This is a genomic window from Streptomyces sp. NPDC050625 (assembly GCF_040654755.1).
Taxonomy (GTDB): Bacteria; Actinomycetota; Actinomycetes; order Streptomycetales; family Streptomycetaceae; genus Streptomyces.
Genome location: NZ_JBFAIQ010000037.1, coordinates 1 through 24,403, shown reverse-complemented (window position 1 = coordinate 24,403; position 24,403 = coordinate 1). Strand labels below are relative to the sequence as shown.

The 24,403-nt window shown below is 69.8% G+C and carries 23 protein-coding genes and 1 riboswitch; of the genes, 14 read left to right on the top strand and 9 right to left on the bottom strand.

The features are described 5' to 3' along the window. Window positions 1–2 precede the first annotated feature (2 nt). From AB0I54_RS41725 to AB0I54_RS41715, 3 genes are all read right to left on the bottom strand, one after another. A complete protein-coding gene (locus tag AB0I54_RS41725; protein ID WP_363301578.1) occupies window positions 3–680 on the bottom strand; it encodes a Crp/Fnr family transcriptional regulator in 678 nt (225 codons plus the stop codon). 150 nt (window positions 681–830) lie between these two features. Next, window positions 831–1,388 carry a GH25 family lysozyme gene (locus tag AB0I54_RS41720; RefSeq protein ID WP_363301577.1) on the bottom strand — a complete coding sequence of 186 codons (558 nt, stop codon included), beginning with the start codon at window positions 1,386–1,388 and terminating at the stop codon, window positions 831–833. Between the two features lie 92 nt (window positions 1,389–1,480). Then, the gene (locus tag AB0I54_RS41715; protein WP_363301576.1) at window positions 1,481–2,521 is read right to left on the bottom strand and encodes a phosphatidylinositol-specific phospholipase C domain-containing protein; all 1,041 of its coding nucleotides are present in this window, start codon (window positions 2,519–2,521) and stop codon (window positions 1,481–1,483) included. Window positions 2,522–2,811: 290 nt separating this feature from the next. On the opposite strand from AB0I54_RS41715, the gene AB0I54_RS41710 reads away from it, so the two are divergent. Continuing rightward, on the top strand, window positions 2,812–3,900 hold the full coding sequence (locus AB0I54_RS41710; protein ID WP_363301575.1) for a M23 family metallopeptidase: 1,089 nt from the start codon (window positions 2,812–2,814) through the stop codon (window positions 3,898–3,900). Window positions 3,901–3,907: 7 nt separating this feature from the next. On the opposite strand, the gene AB0I54_RS41705 is transcribed toward AB0I54_RS41710, so the two are convergent. The 4 genes from AB0I54_RS41705 to gcvT all read right to left on the bottom strand — a co-directional run bounded on the left by AB0I54_RS41705 (window position 3,908) and on the right by gcvT (window position 8,270). After that, window positions 3,908–5,275, bottom strand: a complete 1,368-nt coding sequence (locus AB0I54_RS41705) for an L-serine ammonia-lyase (RefSeq protein ID WP_363301574.1) — start codon at window positions 5,273–5,275, stop codon at window positions 3,908–3,910. 99 nt (window positions 5,276–5,374) lie between these two features. Continuing rightward, a complete protein-coding gene (gene glyA / locus AB0I54_RS41700) occupies window positions 5,375–6,637 on the bottom strand; it encodes a serine hydroxymethyltransferase (RefSeq protein ID WP_363301573.1) in 1,263 nt (420 codons plus the stop codon). Window positions 6,638–6,651: 14 nt separating this feature from the next. After that, window positions 6,652–7,029, bottom strand: coding sequence for a glycine cleavage system protein GcvH (gene gcvH / locus AB0I54_RS41695; protein WP_363301572.1), 378 nt, complete (start codon window positions 7,027–7,029; stop codon window positions 6,652–6,654). A 122-nt stretch (window positions 7,030–7,151) separates the two neighbouring features. Continuing rightward, on the bottom strand, window positions 7,152–8,270 hold the full coding sequence (gene gcvT, locus AB0I54_RS41690; RefSeq protein WP_363301571.1) for a glycine cleavage system aminomethyltransferase GcvT: 1,119 nt from the start codon (window positions 8,268–8,270) through the stop codon (window positions 7,152–7,154). Between the two features lie 191 nt (window positions 8,271–8,461). Beyond that, a riboswitch (glycine riboswitch) is annotated at window positions 8,462–8,559 on the bottom strand. Between the two features lie 169 nt (window positions 8,560–8,728). Here gcvT and AB0I54_RS41685 point away from each other — a divergent pair. The 10 genes from AB0I54_RS41685 (at window position 8,729) to AB0I54_RS41640 (ending at window position 19,927) form a co-directional block, all read left to right on the top strand. Beyond that, complete coding sequence (locus tag AB0I54_RS41685; RefSeq protein ID WP_363301613.1) at window positions 8,729–9,403, top strand: AAA family ATPase; 675 nt, start codon at window positions 8,729–8,731, stop codon at window positions 9,401–9,403. Between the two features lie 66 nt (window positions 9,404–9,469). Continuing rightward, on the top strand, window positions 9,470–10,261 hold the full coding sequence (locus AB0I54_RS41680) for an enhanced serine sensitivity protein SseB (RefSeq protein ID WP_363301570.1): 792 nt from the start codon (window positions 9,470–9,472) through the stop codon (window positions 10,259–10,261). A gap of 139 nt (window positions 10,262–10,400) precedes the next feature. Then, a complete protein-coding gene (locus AB0I54_RS41675) occupies window positions 10,401–11,153 on the top strand; it encodes an enhanced serine sensitivity protein SseB C-terminal domain-containing protein (protein ID WP_363301611.1) in 753 nt (250 codons plus the stop codon). Between the two features lie 334 nt (window positions 11,154–11,487). After that, window positions 11,488–12,486: an ABC transporter permease gene (locus AB0I54_RS41670; RefSeq protein WP_363301569.1), complete on the top strand. Its 999-nt coding sequence runs from the start codon at window positions 11,488–11,490 to the stop codon at window positions 12,484–12,486. Window positions 12,487–12,513: 27 nt separating this feature from the next. Then, window positions 12,514–14,265 carry an ABC transporter substrate-binding protein gene (locus AB0I54_RS41665; RefSeq protein WP_363301568.1) on the top strand — a complete coding sequence of 584 codons (1,752 nt, stop codon included), beginning with the start codon at window positions 12,514–12,516 and terminating at the stop codon, window positions 14,263–14,265. A 90-nt stretch (window positions 14,266–14,355) separates the two neighbouring features. Then, complete coding sequence (locus tag AB0I54_RS41660) at window positions 14,356–15,366, top strand: ABC transporter permease (protein WP_363301565.1); 1,011 nt, start codon at window positions 14,356–14,358, stop codon at window positions 15,364–15,366. Next, complete coding sequence (locus tag AB0I54_RS41655) at window positions 15,363–16,448, top strand: ABC transporter ATP-binding protein (protein ID WP_363301564.1); 1,086 nt, start codon at window positions 15,363–15,365, stop codon at window positions 16,446–16,448. Before AB0I54_RS41660 ends, AB0I54_RS41655 begins: the two co-directional genes overlap by 4 nt. Next, complete coding sequence (locus tag AB0I54_RS41650) at window positions 16,445–17,731, top strand: dipeptide ABC transporter ATP-binding protein (RefSeq protein WP_363301563.1); 1,287 nt, start codon at window positions 16,445–16,447, stop codon at window positions 17,729–17,731. The genes AB0I54_RS41655 and AB0I54_RS41650 overlap by 4 nt, the downstream gene beginning before the upstream one ends. A gap of 100 nt (window positions 17,732–17,831) precedes the next feature. Continuing rightward, window positions 17,832–19,223 (top strand): M1 family metallopeptidase, encoded by a 1,392-nt coding sequence (locus AB0I54_RS41645; protein ID WP_363301562.1) that lies wholly within the window; start codon window positions 17,832–17,834, stop codon window positions 19,221–19,223. A 47-nt stretch (window positions 19,224–19,270) separates the two neighbouring features. Next, window positions 19,271–19,927: a trimeric intracellular cation channel family protein gene (locus tag AB0I54_RS41640; protein WP_363301560.1), complete on the top strand. Its 657-nt coding sequence runs from the start codon at window positions 19,271–19,273 to the stop codon at window positions 19,925–19,927. Here the strand turns inward: AB0I54_RS41640 and AB0I54_RS41635 are convergent. Next, the gene (locus tag AB0I54_RS41635) at window positions 19,836–21,065 is read right to left on the bottom strand and encodes an alpha/beta hydrolase-fold protein (protein WP_363301559.1); all 1,230 of its coding nucleotides are present in this window, start codon (window positions 21,063–21,065) and stop codon (window positions 19,836–19,838) included. The two genes, AB0I54_RS41640 and AB0I54_RS41635, sit on opposite strands and share 92 nt — an antisense overlap. Window positions 21,066–21,221: 156 nt before the next feature. On the opposite strand from AB0I54_RS41635, the gene AB0I54_RS41630 reads away from it, so the two are divergent. After that, window positions 21,222–22,070: a thioesterase family protein gene (locus tag AB0I54_RS41630; RefSeq protein WP_363301558.1), complete on the top strand. Its 849-nt coding sequence runs from the start codon at window positions 21,222–21,224 to the stop codon at window positions 22,068–22,070. On the opposite strand, the gene AB0I54_RS41625 is transcribed toward AB0I54_RS41630, so the two are convergent. Further along, a complete protein-coding gene (locus tag AB0I54_RS41625; protein ID WP_363301557.1) occupies window positions 22,057–22,659 on the bottom strand; it encodes a TIGR03086 family metal-binding protein in 603 nt (200 codons plus the stop codon). The two genes, AB0I54_RS41630 and AB0I54_RS41625, sit on opposite strands and share 14 nt — an antisense overlap. Window positions 22,660–22,759: 100 nt before the next feature. On the opposite strand from AB0I54_RS41625, the gene AB0I54_RS41620 reads away from it, so the two are divergent. Further along, a complete protein-coding gene (locus AB0I54_RS41620; protein ID WP_363301556.1) occupies window positions 22,760–23,737 on the top strand; it encodes a YafY family protein in 978 nt (325 codons plus the stop codon). 140 nt (window positions 23,738–23,877) lie between these two features. Further along, window positions 23,878–24,249 (top strand): hypothetical protein, encoded by a 372-nt coding sequence (locus AB0I54_RS41615; RefSeq protein ID WP_363301555.1) that lies wholly within the window; start codon window positions 23,878–23,880, stop codon window positions 24,247–24,249. Window positions 24,250–24,403: the final 154 nt, after the last annotated feature.

The following is a 24,403-nucleotide window of genomic DNA, read 5'->3' as shown; positions in this document are numbered from 1 at the left end:
CCTCACCCGCCGAAGGCCTGCGCCTTCAGCTGATCCACCGACCGGACGGACAGATACTGACGTCCAGTCACAATCCATCCCTTGGCCCGCCATTGTTCCAGCACGCGGCTGACCGTGCGCCGGGAGGTGAGCAGCAGGCCGGCCAGGTCGTCCTGGGACAGGGCGAGGGCGAGACGGCGGCCGGTGCCGTCCGGCTCCGGCATGCCGCACCGCTCCACGAGGTCGAGCAGGAGCGCGGCGAGCCGGGCGGGCACCGGCTCGGTGATGCCGACGCGCTGGAGATCGGCCTCGCGCAGCCGCCGCGACAGGGTCTGTTCCAGGGCGGCGGCTATGCCCGGCCGGGCGCGGGCGAGGGCGTGGAAGCGGGTGGCGGACAGCTGCAGCAGTTCGGCCGGGGTCGCCGTGACGAGCGAGGCCGAGCGCCGCCCGCTCTCCACCGAGGCCTGTTCACCGAGGAGTTCACCGGGACCCCGCAGCGCGAGCAGGGCCCGATACCCGGCGTGCGACTGGGCGATCACCTTGACCCAGCCGCGCACCAGCACGACCAGATGGTCCGAGTCCTCGCCCTGCGTCAGGAACTGCCGTTCGGCCTCCACCATGACCCGGGTCGCCGCCCGGAGCAGCGCGGCCCGGTCATCGGCGTGGAGCGCCTCCCAGAAGGGGGCGGGGCGAAGAGCCACTGCGGTCAGCCCAACGGCCGCACGGCCAGGGACCCGAGTGCGGACGACCGCCGCACCTGCCGTCTCCTGACCCGTATCGAACCCGTCTTCGTCACGCCCCGTCCTCCCGTCCTCGGGCCACCGTACCGGGACCGCACCAGTGTGACCCGGTCAGACGTCGCCCGCCCACTCCCGGAGCGCGGCCCTGCTCTCGAACGCGGCGACGTTCTTGTCGTGCGGATCGCTGGTGTACTGGTGGAAGAGCCACTTGGCCTTGATGCGGGGCTTGCCCGCGGTGACGTAGTCGGCGATCCAGAGGCCGTCACCGGCGTACGAGGTGACGTCGACGTCCAGCCAGTAGTTGCGGTTGGCGTACAGCACGACCTTGTTGTGCGGCCGGAGTTCCTTGACCTTCCGGATGAACAGGTCCTTCTCCGCGTTGCTCGCGTGCGTTCCGTCGCTCGTCGTCTCCCAGTCGACGGCGAGGATGTCGCCCGCCCGCTCGGGGGCGTGACTGACGAAGTACTCGGCCTGCGCGGTGAGATGGCCGGGCCACAGGAAGTGGTAGAAGCCGACGACCAGTCCGGCGTCACGGGCGGTCTTGGTCTGGGCGGTGAGCCTCGGGTTGATGTACGAACGCCCCTCCGTCGCCTTGATGAAGGCGAAGGAGAGGCCGTCCGTGTCGTACGAGGCGGACTGGAACGCGCTCACGTCGATGCCGTGCAGCATGCGGAACTCCCTGAAGTGCCAGTGGGGTGACAGGAGCTGATGTGTGGTCAGTCCCACCTTTGCACGTGTGATCCGTTCGCGCGCCTGGATTGTCAGCTTCGGGTCGTCACCGACCCCAGCACCGCGGCCGACTTGGCCGACCAGTCGGAGGTGATCAAGCTCGCGTGGTCCCCCGCCAGCAGCGACAGCCGGGCGGCGACCTCCGAGTCCGTCGGGGCGGTCGACGAGATCGCCGGGGCTACGCCGTCCGCTCCCGTCATGATCAGGAAGTAGTGGTTCGTGGAGTAGAAGGACGTGTCGTAGGCGTTGTTCACATAGGTCGCCGCGTCACCGTCGAAGAACACGAACCAGGGGCGGATCGAGGCGTCGTAGCGGCTGGTGCGCGGGTCGCCGTTCGCCGCGCCGAGCACCGCCGGGAAGGCCTGGGCCGCCGAGATGTTCCCGGCCGCGTACAGGTCGCGGAGATGGTCGCCGTACTCCTCGTCCGTCCAGTAGCTGTCGAAGGGGTTGGCCTGCTCGACCGTGCCCGGGATCAGCTCGAAGAGGAACTTGCCCTTGAGCGCGTCACGAGCGGGCCAGGCGTTCGCCCTCGACGCCGCGTCGAGCGTGGAGTAGTCCGAGCCCAGCAGGTCGGACGGCTTGTAGACGCTGCTGCCCAGCTTCTGCGACACCAGCTTGTCGAACGCGTCCGGGCCCATGCCCGCCCGGCCGTTGAAGCCCACCTTCACCTCCACCTTGAACACGATGGGCGGGTGGTCCGGGTGGAGCTGGTTCCAGGCCGCGATGTTGTCCAGGCAGGACCCGAAGTCCTGGTTGCGGGCCTTGCTGTACAGCTCGGCCGGGGTCTTCGCGGCCTCGCAGTTGTTGTCGTTGCCCAGCGGGTTGCTGTGGCTGACCCGCCAGCGGTGCGTGATGCTGTCGACGTAGACGTCGATTTCGAGCAGCGAGGCGCCCGAGTCCAACGCCTGTGCGAAATAGGTGTACTTGGCCTTGTCGTACGCGTTGTGCGTGCCGATCGCCGTCGTCTCGGACAACTTCGGCGCCGCCGCACGGGCGTTCGCCGGCACCACCATCAGCAGAGCGGCGGCACCCAGCAGCGCCGCCACCCGTCTCACCACACCAACCGAGCGCACGTGTGAACTCCCCTTCGTCGTCGCCGAGTTGGCGGCAGCGTAGGGGAATGTGATTACTGCCCGGTAGCCCCGGGAGGAACATCAAAAGCGGTGCCGGCCCCGGCCTGCGGCGCGCGGCATGACACCCTTGGCGATGCCGGCAGGGAGGGACGGTACGGCCGATGCGTGAGGAGACGGGGAAAACGACGGACCCTGGCCGAACGGGGCAACCGGCGGCCGACATCCTGTACAGGTTCCTCACCGTCGAGCGCGTACACCGGGAGTCTCTCGCGCCGCGCGTAGTCGCCGCTGTGGGGCGTGAGCGGCTCGACCGGATCATGGACGGTACCCGCGAACGCGTCGGCGAGATCACAGGCGTACGGGACAGCCCCGACGGGCTGGTGATCGAAGGCACCAAGGGGCGCGCCCTCGCCTTCGCCGCCACCAGCGACGGCAAGGTGCTCGATGGGCTCCTGATCGCCCCGGGCGCGTACCGCGCGCCGCGCCTGCGCATCCCCCACGGAGCACGCGCCGCCCTCGCGTGGACCGTGTGGGCGCTGCTCCTTGCCGCGCGAATCGACGCATGCTGGCAGGCCCCCTCCCGCATCGCCTGGTGCGGGAGCCTGCTCATCGTCGCGGCCGGCTACCTGATCATGGAAGGCTGGCGCACCCCGGCCCGGCTGCCGTGGTGGATACGCCGAGCCATGGAGGCCGGGGCGCTCGTGGGCCTCGCCTCCGCGTGGCGTCTGCCAGGGCTGCCCACGTCGGGCGGCGGCGAGGGCGAACTGGTCGTGGGTGTCGTTCTGATCGCCATCTTCGGGGGATTCCTGATCCGGGCGCGGCGTCATCGCTGGGGAACTTCCGTGTCACGACCCCTCACCTTCCCTCTGCGGGGCGGGAATTGGTACGTCGCACAAGGCGGAGGGCCCGGCCTGAACCATCACGCGCCCTTCCCCGAGCAGCGCGGTGCCCTGGACGTGATCCAGGTGGGCCCCGGCGGTGCGCGAGCACGCGGCGGAGGCATGCGCGCAGGAAACGAGAGCTATCTCGTGTACGGGCGGATCGTGCACGCACCGTGCGACGGCACGGTGGTCTCGGCCGCCGCTCACATCGACGACCAGGAACCCGGCGCCATCCGATACCAACCCCCCTACGGCAACCACGTGTTCATCGACACGGGCGCCGAGGTCGTCAAGCTCGCCCATCTGCGCCGCGGCACCGTGACGGTGACGACAGGCGACCCGGTGTACGTCGGGCAGGTGCTCGGCGAGGTGGGCAACTCCGGCAACACCACGGAGCCCCACCTGCACATCCACGCCGAACGTGACGGCCTCGGGCTCGACCTGGAGTTCACGGGAATCACGGGACCGCTGTGCCGGGGCCGGACCGTCCGCACGTAGGACTCGGCTAACACTCGATGATATTGACCGCCAGCCCGCCCCGCGCCGTCTCCTTGTACTTGACGGACATGTCCGCTCCGGTGTCCTTCATGGTCTTGATGACCTTGTCCAGGGACACCTTGTGGGAGCCGTCGCCGCGCATCGCCATGCGGGCGGCCGTGACCGCCTTGACCGCGGCCATGCCGTTGCGCTCGATGCACGGGATCTGGACCAGGCCGCCGACCGGGTCGCAGGTCAGGCCGAGGTTGTGCTCCATGCCGATCTCGGCCGCGTTCTCGACCTGCTCGGGGCTGCCGCCGAGGACCTCGGCGAGGGCGCCCGCGGCCATCGAGCACGCGGAGCCGACCTCGCCCTGGCAGCCGACCTCGGCGCCGGAGATGGAGGCGTTCTCCTTGAAGAGCATGCCGATGGCACCGGCGGCCAGCAGGAAGCGGACCACACCGTCCTCGTCGGCGCCGGGGACGAAGTTGATGTAGTAGTGCAGCACCGCGGGGATGATGCCCGCCGCGCCGTTCGTGGGGGCGGTCACCACACGGCCGCCCGCCGCGTTCTCCTCGTTCACCGCCATCGCGTAGAGCGTGATCCACTCCATCGCGTGCGCCAGCGGGTCGCCCTCGGCGCGCAACTGGCGGGCGGTGACGGCCGCCCGGCGCTTGACCCGCAGCCCGCCCGGCAGGATGCCCTCGCGGGTCATACCGCGGGACACGCACGCCTGCATCACGCGCCAGATCTCCAGCAGGCCCGCGCGAATCTCCGCCTCGGTGCGCCAGGCCCGCTCGTTCTCCAGCATGAGGGAGGAGATGGACAGGCCCGTCTCCTTCGTCAGGCGCAGCAGCTCGTCGCCCGTGCGGAAGGGGTACTTCAGAACCGTGTCGTCCAGCTTGATCCGGTCGGCGCCGACCGCTTCCTCGTCGACGACGAAGCCGCCGCCCACCGAGTAGTACGTCTTCGAGAGCAGCTCCGTGCCCTCGGCGTCGTACGCCCACAGGGTCATGCCGTTCGCGTGGTACGGCAGCGCCTTGCGGCGGTGCAGCTTCAGGTCGTCGTCGAAGGAGAACGCGATCTCGTGCTCGCCGAGGAGACGGATCCGCCCGCCCGATTTGATCTGTGCCACCCGGTCGTCCGCCGTCTCCACGTCCACCGTCCGCGGAGACTCGCCCTCCAGGCCCAGCAGCACCGCCTTGGGCGTGCCGTGGCCGTGGCCCGTGGCGCCGAGGGAGCCGTACAGCTCGGAACGTATGGAGGTGACGGACTCCAGCACGCCCTCATTGCGCAGCCGGCGGGCGAACATGCGTGCCGCGCGCATCGGTCCCACCGTGTGGGAGCTGGACGGGCCGATGCCGATCGAGAACAGGTCGAAGACCGAGATGGCCACGGTGACTCCTCAGTACGGGGGTGGTGCGAAGGGGTGGGGCACCGCGCCCACGGAAGAAACGTGCGCTTCCAGTGTGCGCGGTGCCCGCGCCGGGGTGAACTACTTGGACAGCCCCGGGTACAGCGGGTGCTTGTCGGCCAGGGCCTTGACCCGGGCCTTCAGGGCCTCCGCGTCGTAGGACGGCTTCAGCGCCTCGGCGATCACATCCGCGACCTCGGCGAAGTCCTCGGCCGCGAAGCCGCGGGTCGCCAGGGCCGGCGTACCGATCCGCAGACCGGAGGTCACCATGGGCGGACGCGGGTCGTTCGGGACCGCGTTCCGGTTGACCGTGATGCCGACCTCGTGGAGGCGGTCCTCGGCCTGCTGACCGTCCAGCTCGGACTCGCGCAGGTCGACCAGGATCAGATGCACATCGGTGCCGCCGGTCAGCACGTTGACCCCGGCCTCGCGGGCGTCGGCCGCGGTGAGCCGCTCGGCGAGGATCCGCGCGCCCTCGACCGTACGGCGCTGGCGCTCCTTGAAGTCCTCCGAGGCGGCGACCTTGAAGGAGACCGCCTTGGCCGCGATCACGTGCTCCAGGGGACCGCCCTGGAAGCCCGGGAAGACGGAGGAGTTGAGCTTCTTCGCGAAGTCCTTCTTGGCGAGGATGATGCCGCCGCGCGGGCCGCCCAGCGTCTTGTGGGTGGTGGAGGTGACGACATCGGCGTACTCGACCGGGTTCGGGTGCAGACCCGCCGCGACGAGACCGGCGAAGTGCGCCATGTCGACCCACAGATACGCCTCGACCTCGTCGGCGATCCGGCGGAACTCGGCGAAGTCCAGCTGCCGCGGGTACGCCGACCAGCCCGCGATGATCACCTTCGGGCGGTGCTCCTTGGCGAGCCGCTCGACCTCGGCCATGTCGACCAGGCCGGCCTCGTCCACGTGGTAGGCGACCACGTCGAACTGCTTGCCGGAGAAGTTCAGCCGCATGCCGTGGGTCAGGTGGCCGCCGTGGGCCAGGTCCAGACCGAGGATGGTGTCGCCGGGCCGGGCCAGCGCGAAGAGCGCGGCCTGGTTGGCCGAGGCGCCCGAGTGCGGCTGCACATTGGCGTACTCGGCGCCGAACAGCTCTTTGACCCGGTCGATGGCGATCTGCTCGGCGACGTCGACGTGCTCGCAGCCGCCGTAGTAGCGGCGGCCCGGGTAGCCCTCGGCGTACTTGTTGGTGAGGACCGAGCCCTGGGCCTCCATGACCGCGGCCGGAGCGAAGTTCTCCGAGGCGATCATTTCGAGGGTGGACTGCTGGCGGAGCAGCTCGGCGTCGACCGCGGCGGCCACGTCCGGGTCGAGTTCGTGCAGGGGCGTGTTCAGGACGGACATACGTCTACGACTCCTCAGCCGGCGGTGTGGGCGACGTACTCGTCGGCGGAGAGCAGGTCGGCCGGCTCGTCCGTGACGCGTACCTTGAACAGCCAGCCGCCCTCGAAGGGGGCCGAGTTCACCAGGGAGGGGTCGTTGACGACGTCCTCGTTGATCTCGGTGACCTCACCCGTGACCGGCGAGTACAGGTCGGAGACCGACTTCGTGGACTCCAGTTCGCCGCAGGACTCGCCCGCGGTCACCGTGGAGCCGACCTCGGGGAGCTGGGCGTAGACGACATCGCCGAGCGCGTTGGCCGCGAACTCGGTGATACCGACCGTCGAGACGCCGTCCTCGGCGCCCGACAGCCACTCGTGCTCCTTGCTGTAGCGCAGCTGCTGGGGGTTGCTCATGGCCTGAATTCTCCTGTACGCGGGGTGGTGCTGATGACTGGGGGAGTACTGAAACCGCAGGTGAGCGGGGTGATGTGCCCGGCATCACAAGTGGGCGGGGCGAGGGGCCCGGTGATCAGTCTCTACTTCTGGCGCTTGTAGAAGGGCAGTGCCACGACCTCGTACGGTTCGTGGCTGCCGCGGATGTCCACGCCGACGCCCGCCGCACCGGGCGCGGAGTGCGCCGCGTCGACGTAGGCCATCGCGATGGGCTTGCCCAGCGTGGGGGAGGGGGCACCCGAGGTGACCTCGCCGATCACCGCGCCGCCGGCGACGACCGCGTACCCCGCGCGGGGGACCCGGCGCCCCTCGGCGACCAGGCCGACCAGGACGCGCGGCGGGTTCTGCTCGGCGCGGGCCGCGGCCTCGGTGAGCGCCTCGCGCCCCACGAAGTCGCCCTCCTTCTCGAACTTCACCACCCGGCCCAGCCCGGCGTCGAAGGGTGTGAGGGAGGTCGTCAGCTCGTGCCCGTACAGCGGCATGCCCGCCTCCAGGCGGAGCGTGTCACGGCAGGACAGGCCACAGGGGACCAGGCCGACGCCCTCGCCGGCCTTGGTCAACGCCTGCCACAGCTCGACGGCGTGCTCCGGCTTCACGAACAGCTCGAAGCCGTCCTCGCCGGTGTAGCCGGTACGGGCGATCAGCGCGGGGACACCGGCGACGGTGCCGGGCAGGCCCGCGTAGTACTTCAGGCCGTCCAGGTCGGCATCGGTCAGGGACTTCAGGATGCCGGGGGACTCGGGGCCCTGGACGGCGATCAGCGCGTAGGCGTCGCGGTCGTCGCGGACCTCGGCGTCGAAGCCGGGCGAACGTTCCAGCAGCGCGTCCAGAACCACCTGGGCGTTGGAGGCGTTGGCCACGACCATGTACTCGGTCTCGGCCAGCCGGTAGACGATCAGGTCGTCCAGGATGCCGCCGTCGGCCTGGCAGATCATGGTGTAGCGGGCGCGGCCCACCCCGACGGAGGCGATGTTGCCGACGAGCGCGAAGTTCAGGAACTTCGCCGCCTCAGCGCCCGTCACCGTGATCTCGCCCATGTGCGAGAGGTCGAAGAGTCCGGCCTTCGTGCGCACGGCGATGTGCTCGTCGCGCTCGGAGCCGTAACGCAGCGGCATGTCCCAGCCGGCGAAGTCGGTCATGGTCGCACCGAGCGAGCGATGCAGCGCATCGAGCGCGGTATGACGGAGTTCGGTACTGCTCATCGGTCGGTTGTCTCCCAAGGCGATGGGGGTCCCCCGCGCGAGCCGAATTCGAGCGTGGGGGAAGGCGAGGTCGTTCCTCCCCATCTGTCATCGGAACCTGAGAGGTTCGCCATGACCACCCCTGTCCGGGACGACCACGGCTTGCACCTTGGGTGGGGCCACCGTCACGGCGGCCCGCTTTTCAGATGTGCCTCGCCCGCGCGGTAACGGTGCCTGAGAGATTCAAGGGAGGGACTTGCTCCTTCGGCGCCCCGGCATGTGCTGCCGAGGACTCTCCCGCGCGGATTCAAACGGCCGGTATGCAGTTGGCGGCCACATCATTGCACGCCTCGCCCGCGCGCGGCAGGTCGGCTTCTGTAACCGGGCTGTGGCAGTACGCGCATGAAAACGCGAGACATCGGGCATTACCTTCTCTTTACACTCGACGGGCAGGGGTCTCCGAGCCCAAGGGGAGGACGATCACGGTGAACAGGACCACTGCGTACGCCACGACCACGGGCATGGCCCTGCCGAAGCGGCGCGCCGCCCCGGCCCGCGGACGCTGCGACGAGCGCCCGGCACCGGTCGTCCGCGATCTGCGCGACCGCGCCGGGCACAGCCCGCACGGCCTGCTCTTCGGCCCCGGCGACCTGGTCGTGATCACCGGCCTGCCGGGCAGCGGCAAGTCCACCCTGATGCGGCGGGCGGTCCGGGGCGCGCGCATCGACTCCCAGGACACCCGTGACCGCTGGGACGCCCGTATGCCCCGCCTCCTGCCGTACGCGGTCTACCGCCCCCTGGTCCGCCTCGCCCACTACGCCGGGCTGCGCCGCGCCCTGCGCTCGGGCGAGGGGGTCGTCGTGCACGACTGCGGTGCCCAGGCATGGGTGCGCGACTGGCTGGCCCGCGAGGCCCGCCGCCGTGGCGGCACCCTGCACCTGCTGCTGCTCGACGTCGCCCCGGACACCGCACTGGAGGGCCAGCGCGAGCGCGGTCGCGGTGTCTCCCGCTACGCCTTCCTGCGCCACCGCAGGGCCGCCGCCCGCCTCCTGCGCACGGTGGAGCGGGGCGAGCTGCCCGAGGGCTGCGGCTCGGCGGTGCTGCTGGACCGGGCCGCCGCAGATGTCCTGCACCGGATCGGCTTCGCGCGGTAAGGCCGGGTCACCGGTACCCGCTAGCCTTTCCAGCCATACCAGTGGTTCCCAGCAGGCGGTAGGCAGATGGACTTCCCGGCGGACTTCCCCACGGACTTCCCGGCACAGGCGCACCCCCATCCTCACGGCGGATGGCCCGGCAACGAGCTGGAGGAGGTGCTGTCGGCGTCACTCGGCGTGCCGTCGGCCGGCGCCCGGATCGTCGAGGTCCTGAGCCGCAGCTTCGTATGGATCCCGCTGCCCAACGGCGGCGGCCCGAACAGCGGTCCCCTGGATCTGCCCACGATGGAGATCGAGGGCCAGGTCTACGTCCCGGTGTTCAGCTCCGAGGAGCAGTTCCGCCAGGTCGCCGGCTCCCACATGTCGTACAGCATCGCCCCCGCCGTGGAGTTCGCCCGCGGTCTGCCCCCGCAGGTCGGCCTCGCGATCAACCCGGACGGCGTGGTCGGCGTCCCGCTCCCGCCGGAGGCGGTCGCCGAGCTGTGCCGGGCGGGGCGCACCGAACTCGACGGCCCCTCGACCGGCGGCCGCGTCCGCCTCTTCGAACCCGACTGGCAGGACGACCCGGTCGACTTCCTCGCCGCGGCCTCGGCGGAGTTCGCCGGGACGGGCGTGGTCGCCACGGCCCGCCGCTGCCTGGCCGCGATCGAGACCGCGGACCCGGTGATGTTCGTGGGCGTCGAACTGTCCCGGTGGGAGGGCGACCTGCGAGCGCTCCCCCTGGAAGCCCTGGGCAGGGCCCTGGGCAACGCCCCGGTGCGGTGGCCGGTCAACCTCGTACTGCTCGACGTGGCGGAGGACCCGGTGGGCCACTGGATGAGGGACAACGTCAGGCCGTTCTATCAGCACGGCCACTGAAGCGCGCTTCGCCTGCGCGCACCGGGTCCTGAGCCATCGGGCGCTTAAGCTGTTTCCATACGCGGGGCAACTTCTCGAAGGGGCGGTAAACCAGGTGAGCGCGAGCGGCAGCGGCACCGCGACCGGACAGGTCGAGCACATGCTGCGGCAAGTCACGCCCGGGCGCTACGACGCCTACGAGGCACTGCTGCGCACACTGGCGACCCCGTCCTCCGGCCAGGTCTGGATGCTCCTGTGGCACGGCCAGAGCGGCTCCCCGGACGCCCAGTACGGAAACATGGAGGTCGACGGGTACGGCTACGCGCCCTGCGTCACCTCCGCCCAGGAGCTGTCAGCCAGCGGCTGGAACAGATCGTACGAGGTCGTCGACGGCCTCGACGTGGCCCGCACGCTCTACCCCGACCACTACGGCCTCTGGCTGAACCCGCACGCGCCCGGCGGCGGCCTGGGCATCCCCTGGCTCGACCTGCGCCGCATCGCCACCGGCCTGGACCGTCAGCCGGCGGGCCCGCTGCGGCTGTCCGAACCGGCCATCGAGATCCCCCAGTTCTACGCCCTGCTCGCGCAGAACGCCCACCGCACCCCGGCGGTCCGCTCGCTGCGCCGGGCCTGGGTGCAACCGGCGCTGGGGGCGCCGTACCTGGCCATCGGCCTGGACGTGTACGACACTTCCCCGCCCGCGGTCGACTCGGTGCGGGCGATGATGCAGCAGTCCGTCGGCGCTGTCCCGGACGGGCTGCCGGTGTCGACGGTGGCGATGACGGACGAGTACGACCCGGTCGTGATGTGGATGCGGGCCGGCGCCCGCCCCTTCTACGACCGTGAGGCGCACGCCGCTCCCGCCGCAGGTGGGGGCTACTGGGCCCAGCTGCCGCAGAGCGGAGCGTACTGAGCCTCGCGCCCAACTTTCGCGGGTATGTCCCTGTTTGATGTTTTAGAGAGATCTTCGCGCGTAGATATGGGTGAATTTTCGGCTTTTGTTCACTCATAGGCGGTTTGGCGGTGTCCGCCCCCCGCAACTGCCCGTCCGCATAACGGGTAACCACAGGCTGCATCACGGTTGCGCATACTTTCACCGTCAGATCTGGCGGGTGATCGTGACCACGCTGAAGACTCGCGACTCAGACACCGGATCGTCGATCCGGTGATCGATGAGCAAGTCGACAAAGCCGCAATCCGCGGCAGGCGCAGGCCGGTCACCACCGGCGAGAGGGGTCGGGTTCATAGTGACCGCACCGATCGAGACCACCGGAGCCGAGGCCGAGACCCCGCCCGAGGCTGTGCTCGCCGGGGTCAAGAAAGCCCAGATCGAGGGGCGTTCACTCTCGCAGATCGCTTGGACCCGGTTCAAACGGGATAAACTGGCCGTGGCGGGTGGCGTCGTCGTCATCCTGCTCGTGCTGATGGCGGTGCTCGCGAAGCCGATCGAGTGGGCTTTCGGGCTGGACCCCAACCAGTTCCACCAGGACCTCATCGACCCGGCCCTGCTGGCCCCCAAGGGCAGCTGGGGCGGTATGAGCTGGGACCACCCGCTGGGCGTGGAGCCGCAGTACGGCCGTGACATGCTCGCCCGCATCATCGAGGGCTCCTGGGTCTCGCTGCTGGTCGCCGGCGGAGCCACCCTGCTGTCCGTGATCATCGGTACCGTGCTCGGCGTCGTCGCCGGCTACTACGGCGGCTGGGTCGACAGCGCCATCAGCCGGCTGATGGACACCTTCCTGGCGTTCCCGCTGCTGCTGTTCGCCATCGCCATCTCGGCCTCGGTGCAGGACGGTTTCTTCGGTTTCAACGGGCTGCCACTGCGCATCGGCGTGCTGATCTTCGTGATCGGCTTCTTCAGCTGGCCGTACATCGGCCGTATCGTGCGCGCCCAGACGATGAGCCTCGCGCGGCGCGAGTTCGTGGAGGCCGCCACCAGCATGGGCGCCCGTGGCCCGTACATCCTGTTCCGCGAACTGCTCCCCAATCTCGTCGCGCCGGTCATCGTCTACTCGACGCTGATCATCCCGACGAACATCCTCTTCGAGGCCGCGCTGAGCTTCCTCGGAGTCGGTATCGCACCGCCGCAGGCTTCTTGGGGCGGAATGCTCAGCAACGCTGTGGATCTCTACACCGCAGATCCGCAGTTCATGTTCGTGCCCGGACTGGCGATCTTCATCACCGTCCTGGCATTCAACCTGCTGGGTGACGGGCTGCGTGACGCGCTCGACCCTCGCAGCAAGTGATCCAACAATCGAGGGGGCATTCCTCACGTGAAGACGAGAAGGGTTACCGCCGCCGTGGCGACGGTCCTGGCGGTCTCGCTCGGCGCTGCCGCGTGCGGCGGCGGTAACGACAGCAAGAACAACAACGGTGGCGGCAGCAGCGGCGCGAAGGACGCGGCGCTGAACTCCATCGTCAACGCGTCGAGCAAGAAGGGGGGGACGGTCAACCTTGAGGACTCCGACGTTCCGGACTCCCTGGACCCGGGCAACACGTACTACGGCTTCGTGCAGAACTTCTCGCGTCTGTACGCCCGTACGCTCGTCACGTTCAAGCCGGCAGCCGGCAAGGACGGCCTGACCGTCGTCCCCGACCTCGCCGACTCCCTCGGCAAGGCCAGCGCTGACGCCAAGACCTGGACGTACCACCTGCGTTCGGGCCTGAAGTTCGACGACGGCACGCCGATCACGTCCAAGGACGTCAAGTACGCGATCGAGCGCTCCAACTTCGCGCCCGAGGCCCTGTCCAACGGTCCTACGTACTTCAAGGCGTACCTGAAGGGCGGCGACAAGTACAAGGGCCCCTACAAGGACAAGAAGGGTCTCGACTCGATCGAGACCCCGGACGACCAGACGATCGTCTTCCACCTGGCCAAGCCCTTCGCCGACTTCGACTACCTGGCGACCTTCTCCCAGACGGCCCCCGTGCCGCAGGCGAAGGACGACGGCGCGAAGTACGTCCAGCACATCGTGTCCTCCGGCCCCTACAAGTTCGCCTCGTACGAGGAGGGCGCCAGCGCCTCCCTCGTCCGCAACCCGAACTGGGACCCGAAGACGGACCCGATCCGCAAGGCGCTGCCGGACAAGATCAACGTCAAGTTCAAGGTCAACCCGGTCACGGTCGACAACGACCTGCTCGCCGACAAGATCACGGCCGACATCACGGGCGCCGGTGTGCAGCCGCAGACCCAGCCGAAGATCCTGAACGGCAAGTACGCCAAGCAGACGGACAACTCGTACGCGGGCGCCACGGGCTACATGGCCCTGAACCTGAACGTCGCCCCGTTCGACAACGTCCACTGCCGCAAGGCTGTCCAGTGGGCCCTCGACAAGCAGTCGGTCATCGACGCCATGGGCGGTGCGCCCAAGGGCGACGTGGCCACCACGCTGCTGCCGCCGTCGGTCAACGGCTACACCAAGTTCGACACCTACGCCACGCCGGGTCACAAGGGTGACGTGGCCAAGGCCAAGGACGAGCTGAAGCAGTGCGGCAAGCCGAGCGGCTTCTCCACCACGCTGACGGCCCGCGCCGACCGCCCCGCCGAGGTGGCGGCCGCCACGGCCATCCAGAACTCGCTGAAGGCCGCCGGCATCAAGGTCGACATCAAGCAGTTCCCCTCCGGCAAGTACTTCTCCAACTTCGCCGGTGTCCCGAGCTACGTTCACCAGCACAAGCTCGGCATGATGATGATGGCGTGGGGCGCCGACTGGCCGACCGGCTACGGCTTCCTGGACCAGATCATCGACGGTTCGGCCATCAAGCCCTCGGGCGGCAACAACCTGATGGAGCTGAACGACCCGAAGATCAACAAGGCTCTGTCCGACGCCATCTCCAACACCGACTCCGCGGCCCGCACCAAGGCCTGGGGCGACATCGACAAGATGGTCATGGACAACGCCTCGGTCGTCCCGCTGGTCTACCGCAAGAACCTGCTGATCAGGCCTGCGTCCGCGACCAACGTCACGGTCACGCAGGCGTACCTCGGCATGTACGACTACACGCTGCTGGGCTCCTCGAAGTAACAGCAGGCCGGATACCCCTGAAAGGCAGGTGAAGGCGCCGGGCGGCCGGGACGGACACACTCCGTCCCGGCCCCCCGGAGCCGCACAGCTGTGGCTGCGTACATCATCCGACGCGTCTTCGGCGCCGTAGTGCTGCTGCTGGTGGTCAGCGCAGTCACCTTCGCAATCTTCTTCCTGGTCCCCCGCCTGGGCGGCCAGACGGCCACCCAGCTGGCCACCCAGTACGTCGGCAAGGACGCCAACCCCGAGTCCATCGCCGCGATCAAGAGGAACCTGGGCTTCGACCAGCCCATCTACATCCAGTACTGGGACTACATCAAGGGCCTGTTCGTGGGCGCCGACTACAAGTTCGGTCCCGACGCGACCCACTGCAGCGCCCCCTGCTTCGGGTACTCCTTCAAGAGTCACGTCGAGGTGTGGCCGCAGCTCACGCAGCGCATCCCGGTCTCCTTCTCGCTGGCCGTCGGCGCGGCCGTGATCTGGCTGATCTTCGGTGTCACCACCGGCGTCATCTCGGCGCTGCGCAAGGGCAAGCCCGTCGACCGCATCTCGATGTTCATCGCGCTCGCCGGCGTCTCGCTCCCGATCTTCTTCACCGGCCAGGTCATCAACGTCCTGTTCATCTACCAGTGGCCCATCTGGGACAGCACCGACTACGTGCCGTTCACCCAGAACCCGGGCGAGTGGGCGTGGCACCTGCTGCTGCCCTGGGTCAGCCTCGCGTTCCTCTTCTCCGCCACATACGCCCGCCTCACCCGGGCGGGCATGCTGGAGACGATGAGCGAGGACTACATCCGGACGGCCCGGGCCAAGGGTCTGCGGGAGAGCACGGTCGTCACCAAGCACGGCCTGCGCGCCACCCTCACCCCGATCGTCACCATCTTCGGCATCGACTTCGGCACCCTCATCGGTACCGCGGTGCTCACCGAGACGGTCTTCTCGCTCCAGGGCATCGGTGCGTACTCGATCCAGGCCATCAAGGACAACGACCTTCCCATCGTGATGGCCGTGACCCTGGTCGCCGCCTTCTTCATCGTCTTCTCCAATCTGGTCGTCGACCTGGTGTACGCAGCCATCGACCCCCGCGTGAGGTACTCGTGAGCAAGCTCGAAAAGGCGGCGCTGGGCGAACCGGCCGCGGACGTCGCCCCTTCCGATGCCGAGGACGTGTTCCTCTCCGTTCGCGATCTGCGCATCCACTTCAACACCGACGACGGTCTGGTCAAGTCCGTGGACGGCGTCAGCTTCGACGTACGGCGCGGTCAGACCCTGGGCATCGTGGGCGAGTCGGGATCCGGCAAGTCCGTGACGTCGCTCGGCCTCATGGGGCTGCACCGCGCGGCGAACGCCAAGGTCTCCGGCGAGGTGTGGCTGGACGGCCAGGAGCTGATCGGCGCCGACCCGGACGAGGTGCGTCGGCTGCGCGGTCGCAAGATGGCGATGATCTTCCAGGACCCGCTGTCCGCGATGCACCCGTACTACAAGGTCGGGGCTCAGATCATCGAGGCCTACCGGGTCCACAACAAGGTCAGCAAGCAGGTGGCCCGCACGCGCGCCATCGAGATGCTCGACCGGGTCGGCATCCCCGAGCCCGCCAAGCGCATCGACGGCTACCCGCACGAGTTCTCCGGCGGTATGCGCCAGCGCGCCATGATCGCGATGGCACTGGTCAACAACCCCGAACTGCTCATAGCGGACGAGCCGACCACCGCCCTCGACGTCACCGTCCAGGCGCAGATCCTCGACCTGATCCGGGATCTGCAGAAGGAGTTCGGCTCCGCCGTCATCATGATCACGCACGACCTCGGCGTGGTCGCCGAGATCGCCGACGACGTCCTGGTGATGTACGGCGGCCGGTGCGTGGAGCGCGGACCGGTCGGGGAGATCTTCGACCAGCCGCAGCACCCGTACACCTGGGGCCTGCTCGGCTCGATGCCGCGCATCGACCGCGAGACCGCCGAACGGCTCACCCCGGTCAAGGGCCAGCCGCCGAGCCTCATCAACGTCCCCTCGGGTTGTGCCTTCCACCCGCGCTGCCCGTACGCGGACCTCCCCAAGGGGAACGTCACCCGCACGGTGCGCCCCGAGCTGCAGCAGGTGGAGGGCGGCCACTGGTCCGCCTGTCACCTCTCGGCCGAGGACCGCACGCGGATCTGGACCGAAGAGATTGCGCCGAAGCTGTGAGTGAGACGAAGAAGACAGACGCCGTCGAGGACGGCGCCGGCAAGGCCACGGTCCCGCAGCAGGCGTCGGCTCCCGAGGACCGTTCCGCCGAGCGTGAGGTGCTGCTCCGGGTCAAGGGCCTGACGAAGCACTTCCCGATCAGGAAGGGCCTCCTGCAGCGCCAGGTCGGCGCCGTGAAGGCGGTCGACGGCATCGACTTCGAGGTGCGCAAGGGCGAAACCCTGGGCGTCGTCGGCGAGTCGGGCTGCGGCAAGTCGACCATGGGCCGGGTCATCACCCGGCTCCAGGAGCCGACGGACGGCACGATCGAGTTCGAGGGCCGGGACATCACGCGGCTGAGCACCGGGCAGATGCGCCCGATGCGCCGCGACATGCAGATGATCTTCCAGGACCCGTACGGCTCCCTGAACCCCCGGCACACCATCGGCTCGATCGTCTCGGCGCCCTTCCGGCTCCAGGGCGTGGAGCCCGAGGGCGGGGTGAAGAAGGAGGTCCAGCGGCTCCTGGAGCTGGTCGGCCTCAACCCCGAGCACTACAACCGCTATCCGCACGAGTTCTCCGGCGGTCAGCGCCAGCGCATCGGCATCGCCCGGGCGCTCGCCCTGAAGCCGAAGCTCGTGGTGGCCGACGAGCCGGTGTCCGCGCTGGACGTGTCGATCCAGGCCCAGGTCGTCAACCTCATGGACGACCTCCAGGAGGAACTGGGCCTGACGTACGTGATCATCGCGCACGACCTGTCCGTCGTCCGGCACGTCTCGGACCGGATCGCGGTGATGTACCTCGGCAAGATCGTCGAGCTGGCCGACCGCAACGCGCTCTACGAGGCGCCGATGCACCCGTACACCAAGGCGCTGATGTCGGCCGTGCCGATTCCCGACCCGAAGCGCCGGGGCGCGAAGAGTGAGCGGATCCTGCTGCGCGGTGACGTCCCGTCACCCATCGCGCCGCCCTCCGGCTGCCGCTTCCACACCCGGTGCTGGAAGGCCACGCAGATCTGCAGGACGACCGAGCCGCAGCTGATCGAGCTGAAGCCCGGCCAGCGGGTCGCGTGCCACCACCCGGAGAACTTCGCCGACCAGGCCCCGCAGGACACGGTCCTGCTCTCGGCGGCGAAGGAGGCCTCCGAGCTGGTCGGTGAAGCGGTCCTGGAGGAGTCGGCGGAGACGTCGGCGGCGGTGGCCGCCGAGGTCACGTCGGCGGAGCCGGCCGAGGAGGCGTCGGCGGAGCCGGCCGAGGTCGCCGAGGAACCCGAGACCGACTCCCAGGAGTCAACCGACAAGTAACACATGACAACTGAGCAAAGTCATGTACATGCCCGAACGGGAGAGCGCAGAGTCGACCGTGTCCGTCCACTGACAGACACACGCTCGAAAGGGACGACTCATGGCACTCTCCCGTTCGGCACGTTCAGGCGCCGTCGCCACCGCGGCCGCCTCCCTCCTGGTCATCGCCGCCTCCTCCGCCCCCACCCCGGGCGCTCCCGGCATCGGTGACCCGTACTTCCCGCGGCTCGGCAACGGCGGCTTCGACGCCCGGCACTACGCCCTCGACATCGCTTACGACCCGGCCACCGGCCGCCTCGACGGCCGTACGACCCTCACCGCCCGCGCCACCCAGCAGCTCTCCTCCTTCGACCTCGACCTGCAGAAACTGGAGGTCACCAGGGTCGAAGTCAACGGCAGACGGGCCCAGTTCACCCGCGACGGAGACGAACTCGTCGTCACCCCGCGCGACTCCCTGCGAAAGGGCCGGGACTTCACCGTCACCGTCACCTACGGCGGCATCCCCCAGCCCCTCAACGGACCCATCGTCTTCGGTTCCGACTACGGCTGGATGAAGACCGGCGACGGGGTCTTCGTCGCCTGCGAACCCAACGCGGCCTCCACCTGGTTCCCGTCCAGCGACCACCCCGCCGACAAGGCCACCTACGACATCCGGATCAAGGCCCCCGAAGGCCTGACCGCCGTGTCCAACGGGCGGCTCGTCTCGACGTACGACAAGGGCGGCTCGACGTACACCCACTGGCGCGAGAGCAGGCCCATGGCGACCTATCTCGCCACCGCCACCATCGGGAAGTTCGACGTACGGACCGGGCGGACCCCGGGTGGCATCCCGATCTACGTCGCCATCGACCCGACCCTCGCGGGCGGCAACGCCGTCGACGTGTACGCCGTCACCGCGGCCGCCACGGACTACTGGTCCCAGGTCTTCGGGCCGTACCCGTTCGAGGAGACCGGCGCGATCGTCGACGACATGCCCGAGGCGGGCTTCTCGCTGGAGGTGCAGTCCAAGCCCGCCTACTCGGCCGTGCGCAGCGAGACGACGATCGTGCACGAGCTGGCCCACCAGTGGTTCGGCGACTCGGTCAGCGTGGCCCGGTGGCAGGACATCTGGCTCAACGAGGGCTTCGCCACCTACGCCCAGTGGCTGTGGGCGGAACACCAGGGCACCCGCTCGGCGCACGACTCCTTCCTCGCCGCCTACAACGCCCGCCCCGCCGACTCGGCCTTCTGGCAGACCGAGGTCGCCGACCCGCAGCGCGACACCATGTTCGCCTCCGCCGTCTACCAGCGCGGTGCGATGACGCTCCAGATGCTGCGGGAGCGGATCGGTGACACGGCCTTCTTCCGGCTGCTGCCCGCCTGGACCCGGCTGCACCGCTACGGCAACGCGGACACGGACGACTTCATCCGGCTCGCGGAGCGGATCAGCGGGCGGCAGCTGGACGACCTGTTCCAGACATGGCTGTTCACGACAGGGAAACCTGCCGTTTAATCCTTGCATTGCAAGGTGCACACCGTTCTCTGGGTGAGAATGGAAGGGTGATCCAGCAACTCTTCAGCCCCTCCGTCCAGCACACGCTCGATCTGGTCGGCATCTTCGTGTTCGCCATCTCCGGCGCGCTGCTGGCCGTCCGCAAGAACTTCGACGTGTTCGGCATCGCCGTCCTCGCCGAGGTCACCGCGCTGGGCGGAGGGATCTTCCGGGATGTGATCATCGGGGCGGTGCCCCCGGCCGCCTTCACGGACCTGGGGTACTTCCTCACTCCGCTGCTCGCCGCGCTGATGGTGTTCTTCCTGCACCCGCACGTGGAGCGGATCCAGTCGGCCGTCCTCGTGTTCGACGCGGCCGGCCTGGGCCTGTTCGCCGTCAGCGGTACGACGAAGGCGTACTCCTACGGCCTCAACCTGACCGCCTCCGCCGCCCTGGGCCTGGCCACCGCGGTCGGCGGCGGTGTGCTCAGGGACGTGCTGGCCAACGAGGTGCCCTCGCTGCTGCGCTGGGACCGCGACCTGTACGCGGTCCCGGCGATCGTCGGCGCCACCACGGTGGTGCTGTGCATCCACTACGACGCGCTGACCCCCTTCACCACCGGGCTCGCGGTCGTCACCGCCTTCGTCCTGCGCCTGCTCGCGATGCGGTACCACTGGCGAGCGCCGCGTGCGTGGAATCGACGCTCGACGGTGACCGAGGAGTAGTCCCGGTCCTGACCCGGCTCTGGCCCATCTGCAGGGTCAGCCAGCGGAAGACCGTCGTCACCTGCGGCTTCCACAGCGCCATGGTGTGGCCGCCCGCGCTGCGCGGCACGAACACCACGTGCACCGTCGTCGGCGCCTTGGCGACCGATTCGAGGGCCACGCCCGCCTCGTAGCCGTCCCGGGGCTGGCCGGAGATGTAGAGGGAGATCCGGGGCGGCACGGCCGCCTTCTTGAGGATCAGGTAAGGATTGTTCTCGGCGCGCACCGTCGGGTTCTGCGCGGCCAGCGAATTGCGCTCGCCGATCGGGTCGTTGTAGCCGGACATGCCGACCGCGGCCCGGAAGCGGTCGGGGTGGGCGACCGCCAGCTTGACCGCGCAGTGCGCGCCCGCCGAGTACCCGGCGACGGCCCAGCCGCCCGGGGCGGGGTCGGCGCGGAAGTTGTCCATGACCATCTTCGGCACGTCGATGCTGAGCCAGCTGTCGGCGTTCACCTCGCCGGGGGTGTTCGCGCAGCCGGTGTCCACGCCGGCCAGCAGATTGGTGCGGGGCGCCACCAGGATGAACGGCGCCACCTGGCCGCTCTTCATCAGCGGCAGCAGCTGCTCGTGCGCCTTCAGCGCCCCGAACCAGGCCTTCGCCGAGCCGGGGTAGCCGGGCAGCACCTCCACCACCGGGAACTTCTTGTGCCGGTAGGCGGGTTCGCCGTACTGCGGCGGCAGCCAGACGTAGACCTCGGCGTTCACGCCGGACACCCGGCCCTTGAGCTGGGTGACCTGCACGCCGCCGGCCTGGCGCATACCCGGTCCGTCGGCCGCTCTGAACGTCTGCTTCACTTTGGGCAGCTTCTTCAGCGCTATTCCGCCGGTGCCGTCCCGGCCGAGGTCCGCGGCCTGCTGGACGTGGTTGCCGGTGCCGAACAGGTCGGCCCAGTTGTCGTACAGGTTGTTCTGGTTGTTGACCAGGACGAAGACCAGGGTGACGGCCGTGCCCTGGGCGAACAGCAGCATCAGGACCCGGGCGGTGGCGCGCAGGACCTTGGGCCCCCGCATCCTCGACCACAGGACGAGCGGCAGTATGAGGGCGACGACGGACAACACGACGGTCGTGTAGAGGAACGGGGTCCCGGTGAGGCTCATGTCCTCATAGAGGGGATCGTGCGGCTCCGGGTTGTGGACGTGTCCTGACACTTACCGAGAAATTGCCGGAACCTCACCCGGCAGGACGATCATCAGGTGATCTGGGCGCCCCGTCCAAAGCTACCGCTTAGTAATTTCATGTTGTACCGTTCAGGTATGCCAGAAGCAGCTACCGCACCCGTGATCGGCGACAGTGAGTTCGACCGCGACACCGCGGTCGCCCGGCGCGAGCCCGGCGTCTACGACATCGACCTCTCGGCCGGCTGGACGATCATCAACGCCGTCAACGGCGGCTATCTGCTGGCCGTCCTGGGCCGGGCCCTCGCGGACGCCCTTCCGCACCCGGACCCCTTCACCATCTCCGCGCACTACCTGACGGCGTCCCAGCCGGGCCCGGCGGTCGTCCGCACCGAGACCGTGCGCGTCGGCCGCGGCCTCTCCACCGGCCAGGCCTCCCTCTTCCAGTACGACGAGCAGGGCAACGAGGTCGAGCGCATCCGCGTCCTCGCCTCCTACGGCGACCTCGACGCCCTCCCCGACGACGTCCGTACGACGGCGACGCCGCCCGCGATCCCGCCCATGGACCAGTGCTTCGGACCCGAGGACGGCCCCGCTCCGGTGGACGGCAGCTCCGCCATCGCCGACCGTCTGATGCTCAAGCTCGACCCCTCCACGCTGGGCTGGGCCCTCGGCGCGCCCTCCGGCAAGGGGGAGATGCGCGCCTGGTTCGGCCTCGCGGACGGCCGCGACGCCGACCCCTTCTCGCTCCTCCTCGCGGTGGACGCCCTGCCGCCCACCGCGTTCGAGATCGGCCTCAAGGGCTGGGTGCCCACGGTCGAGCTCACCGTTCATGTGCGGCACCGCCCGGCCCCGGGCCCGCTGCGGGTCTCGATCACCACCCGCAATCTGGCGGGCGGCTTCCTGGAGGAGGACGCCGAGGTCTGGGACAGCCAGGACCGGCTGGTCGCCCAGTCCCGCCAGCTGGCCCGCGTCAGGCTGCCCTGATCGGCTCGCGCCCCAGCCAGGCCGCCAGTCGCCCGTAGGAGTCGGCTCCCTCGGGGGCCGGGCGGGCCGAGGCGAAGGGGGTCTTCGAGTCGCGCTCGGGGTCGGGCAGGACACGCCGGGCCGTGGCGAGCGCGGCCTCGGCGAGCTCCGGGTCGAGTGCGTGCGGGTGGCCGAGGGACTCGGAGAGGTCCCAGGTGTGGGTCACCAGTTCCATCAGGTATCCGGACAGGGCCGCGTGGCCGGGAGCCTCGCCCCAGGGCACGCGGACCGTCGACGTCATGCGTTCGTCGGAGGACCAGGCCTTCAGCACCCGGTCCCGGACCTCGTCGTACGCGGCCGCCCAGGCGTCGTCCGCGACTCCGTCCGCGAACGGGTGCACGGCCATGCCGTCACCGCCCTCGCCGACCACCGCGATCCGCCGGGAGCCGCCGACGATGTGGCTCAGCAGGGTGCGGACGTCGAACTCGGCACAGGGAGTCGGTCCGGACAGTTGCTCCGGCCGTACGGTCCTGATGAGGGCGGCGGCCTGTTCGGTGGCGCGGGCGTAGAGCGGACGGGGGTCCATGGGCAGGGCGTTCGTGGCGTTCATACGAGCCTCTCCTTGGGTCGGTGAGCCGAGGATCGCCGGATAACCTGACAGTTTCCGTCAACATTTGCGTCCGGGCCCGGAGCGGCGCGATCGTGGCGGGGTGAAGTCCGACCGCCTGCTGTCGATCCTGCTGCTCCTGCAGACCCGGGGCCGGGTCCCGGCGCGCGAACTCGCCGACCGCCTGGAGGTGTCGGTGCGCACCATCTACCGCGACATCGAGGCCCTGTCGGCCTCCGGCGTCCCGGTGTACGCCGAGCGCGGCCGGCACGGCGGCATCGAACTGCTCGCCGGGTTCCGCACGGACGTCACCGGTCTGACCGCCGACGAGTCCCGGGCCCTGTTCGTCCTGGCCGCCCAGGGCGCGCACGCCGCGCTCGGTCTGGACGCGGCGCTCGGCTCGGCGCTGCGCAAGGTGATGGCGGCCCTGCCGGCGCCGTACCGCCCGGCGGCCGAGGTCGCCTCGCGGCGCATCCTGGTCGACGCCACGCGCTGGAAGGGCGGCCCGCAGAAGGCCGTGGACCTGGAGGTGCTGCAGGACGCGGTGTTCGCCGACCGGCGACTGAGGCTGCGGTACCGGCACAGCGGGGAGCGCGAGGTGCGGACGTACACCGTCGACCCGTACGGCCTCGTCGCCAAGGCGGGCGTCTGGTACCTGGTCGCCGACCGGCGGGCGCAGCCGCGGCTGTTCCGGGCCGACCGGGTGCGCTCCGCGCGTCTGCTGGACGACCCGGTACGGCGCCGGAGCGGTGTCGAACTCGCCGACGTCTGGGAGGTGTTGCGGCGCCAGGTCGAGGAGCGGCCGGCCGGGATCGAGGTCACGGTGCGGGTCCGCAGGGACCGCCTCGACCTGTTCCAGCGCATGACGGCCTCGTCGCTCACCGAACTCCCCGACGGCGAGGGCGACGAGGAGTGGGTGACCGCCCGGCTGTCGTACCCGTTCGTCCCCGCGGCCCGCCAACTCCTCGCGTTCTCGGACTCGGTGGAGGTGCTCTCCCCGCCCGAGGTGCGCGCGGAGCTGGCGGCCGCGGCCCGTTCTGTCACGGAGCTGTACCGGGCGGCGGCCGGGGAGCGCGACTGAAAGACCAGGTCGGCGCGGTTCCTTGGGGTGTGCTTTACCCGATCGACAGGCGGGTGACAGGGCGGTCCCAAGAACGGCCTAAGCGCCGTTGATTGAGTGCCCGCCTCAGGACTCCCTCAGCATCCGTGGAGCTGTCTCTCATGAAGCGTGCACGCCTCGTCCCCGCAGTCGCCCTGCTGGCGCTGTCCCCGCTGCTGCTGACCGCGTGCGGTTCGGGCGACTCGTCGTCCTCGAACGGCACCTCCGGGCAGCAGGCTTGCGGGACGCCGTCCGGCATGCCCTCCGGCGGTGCGTCGGGACGCCCGAGCGGTGCCCCGTCCGGCGCGCCCTCGGGCAGGCCGACCGGCACTCCCACCGGCGTCCCCACCGGCGTCCCCTCGGGCATGCCGAGCGGCGGCCCGAGCGGTGGCCCGGGTGGCGGTCAGGGTGGACCGGGTGGCGGCCAGGGCGGTGGCTGCGGCGGTCCGGGCGGCGGGCAGCCCGGTCAGGGGCAGCAGGCCCAGCAGGGCTGAGACGGGATCGCGTACGACAGGGGCGGGGGGGCCCCGGGGCGGGGGCGCCCCCCCCGGGGGGGCGGGGGGGGGGGGGGCCGCCCGGGGCGGCCGCCCCCGCGGGGCCCCCCCCGCGGGCGGGGGCCCCCCGGGGGGGCGCGCGGCCCCCCCCCCC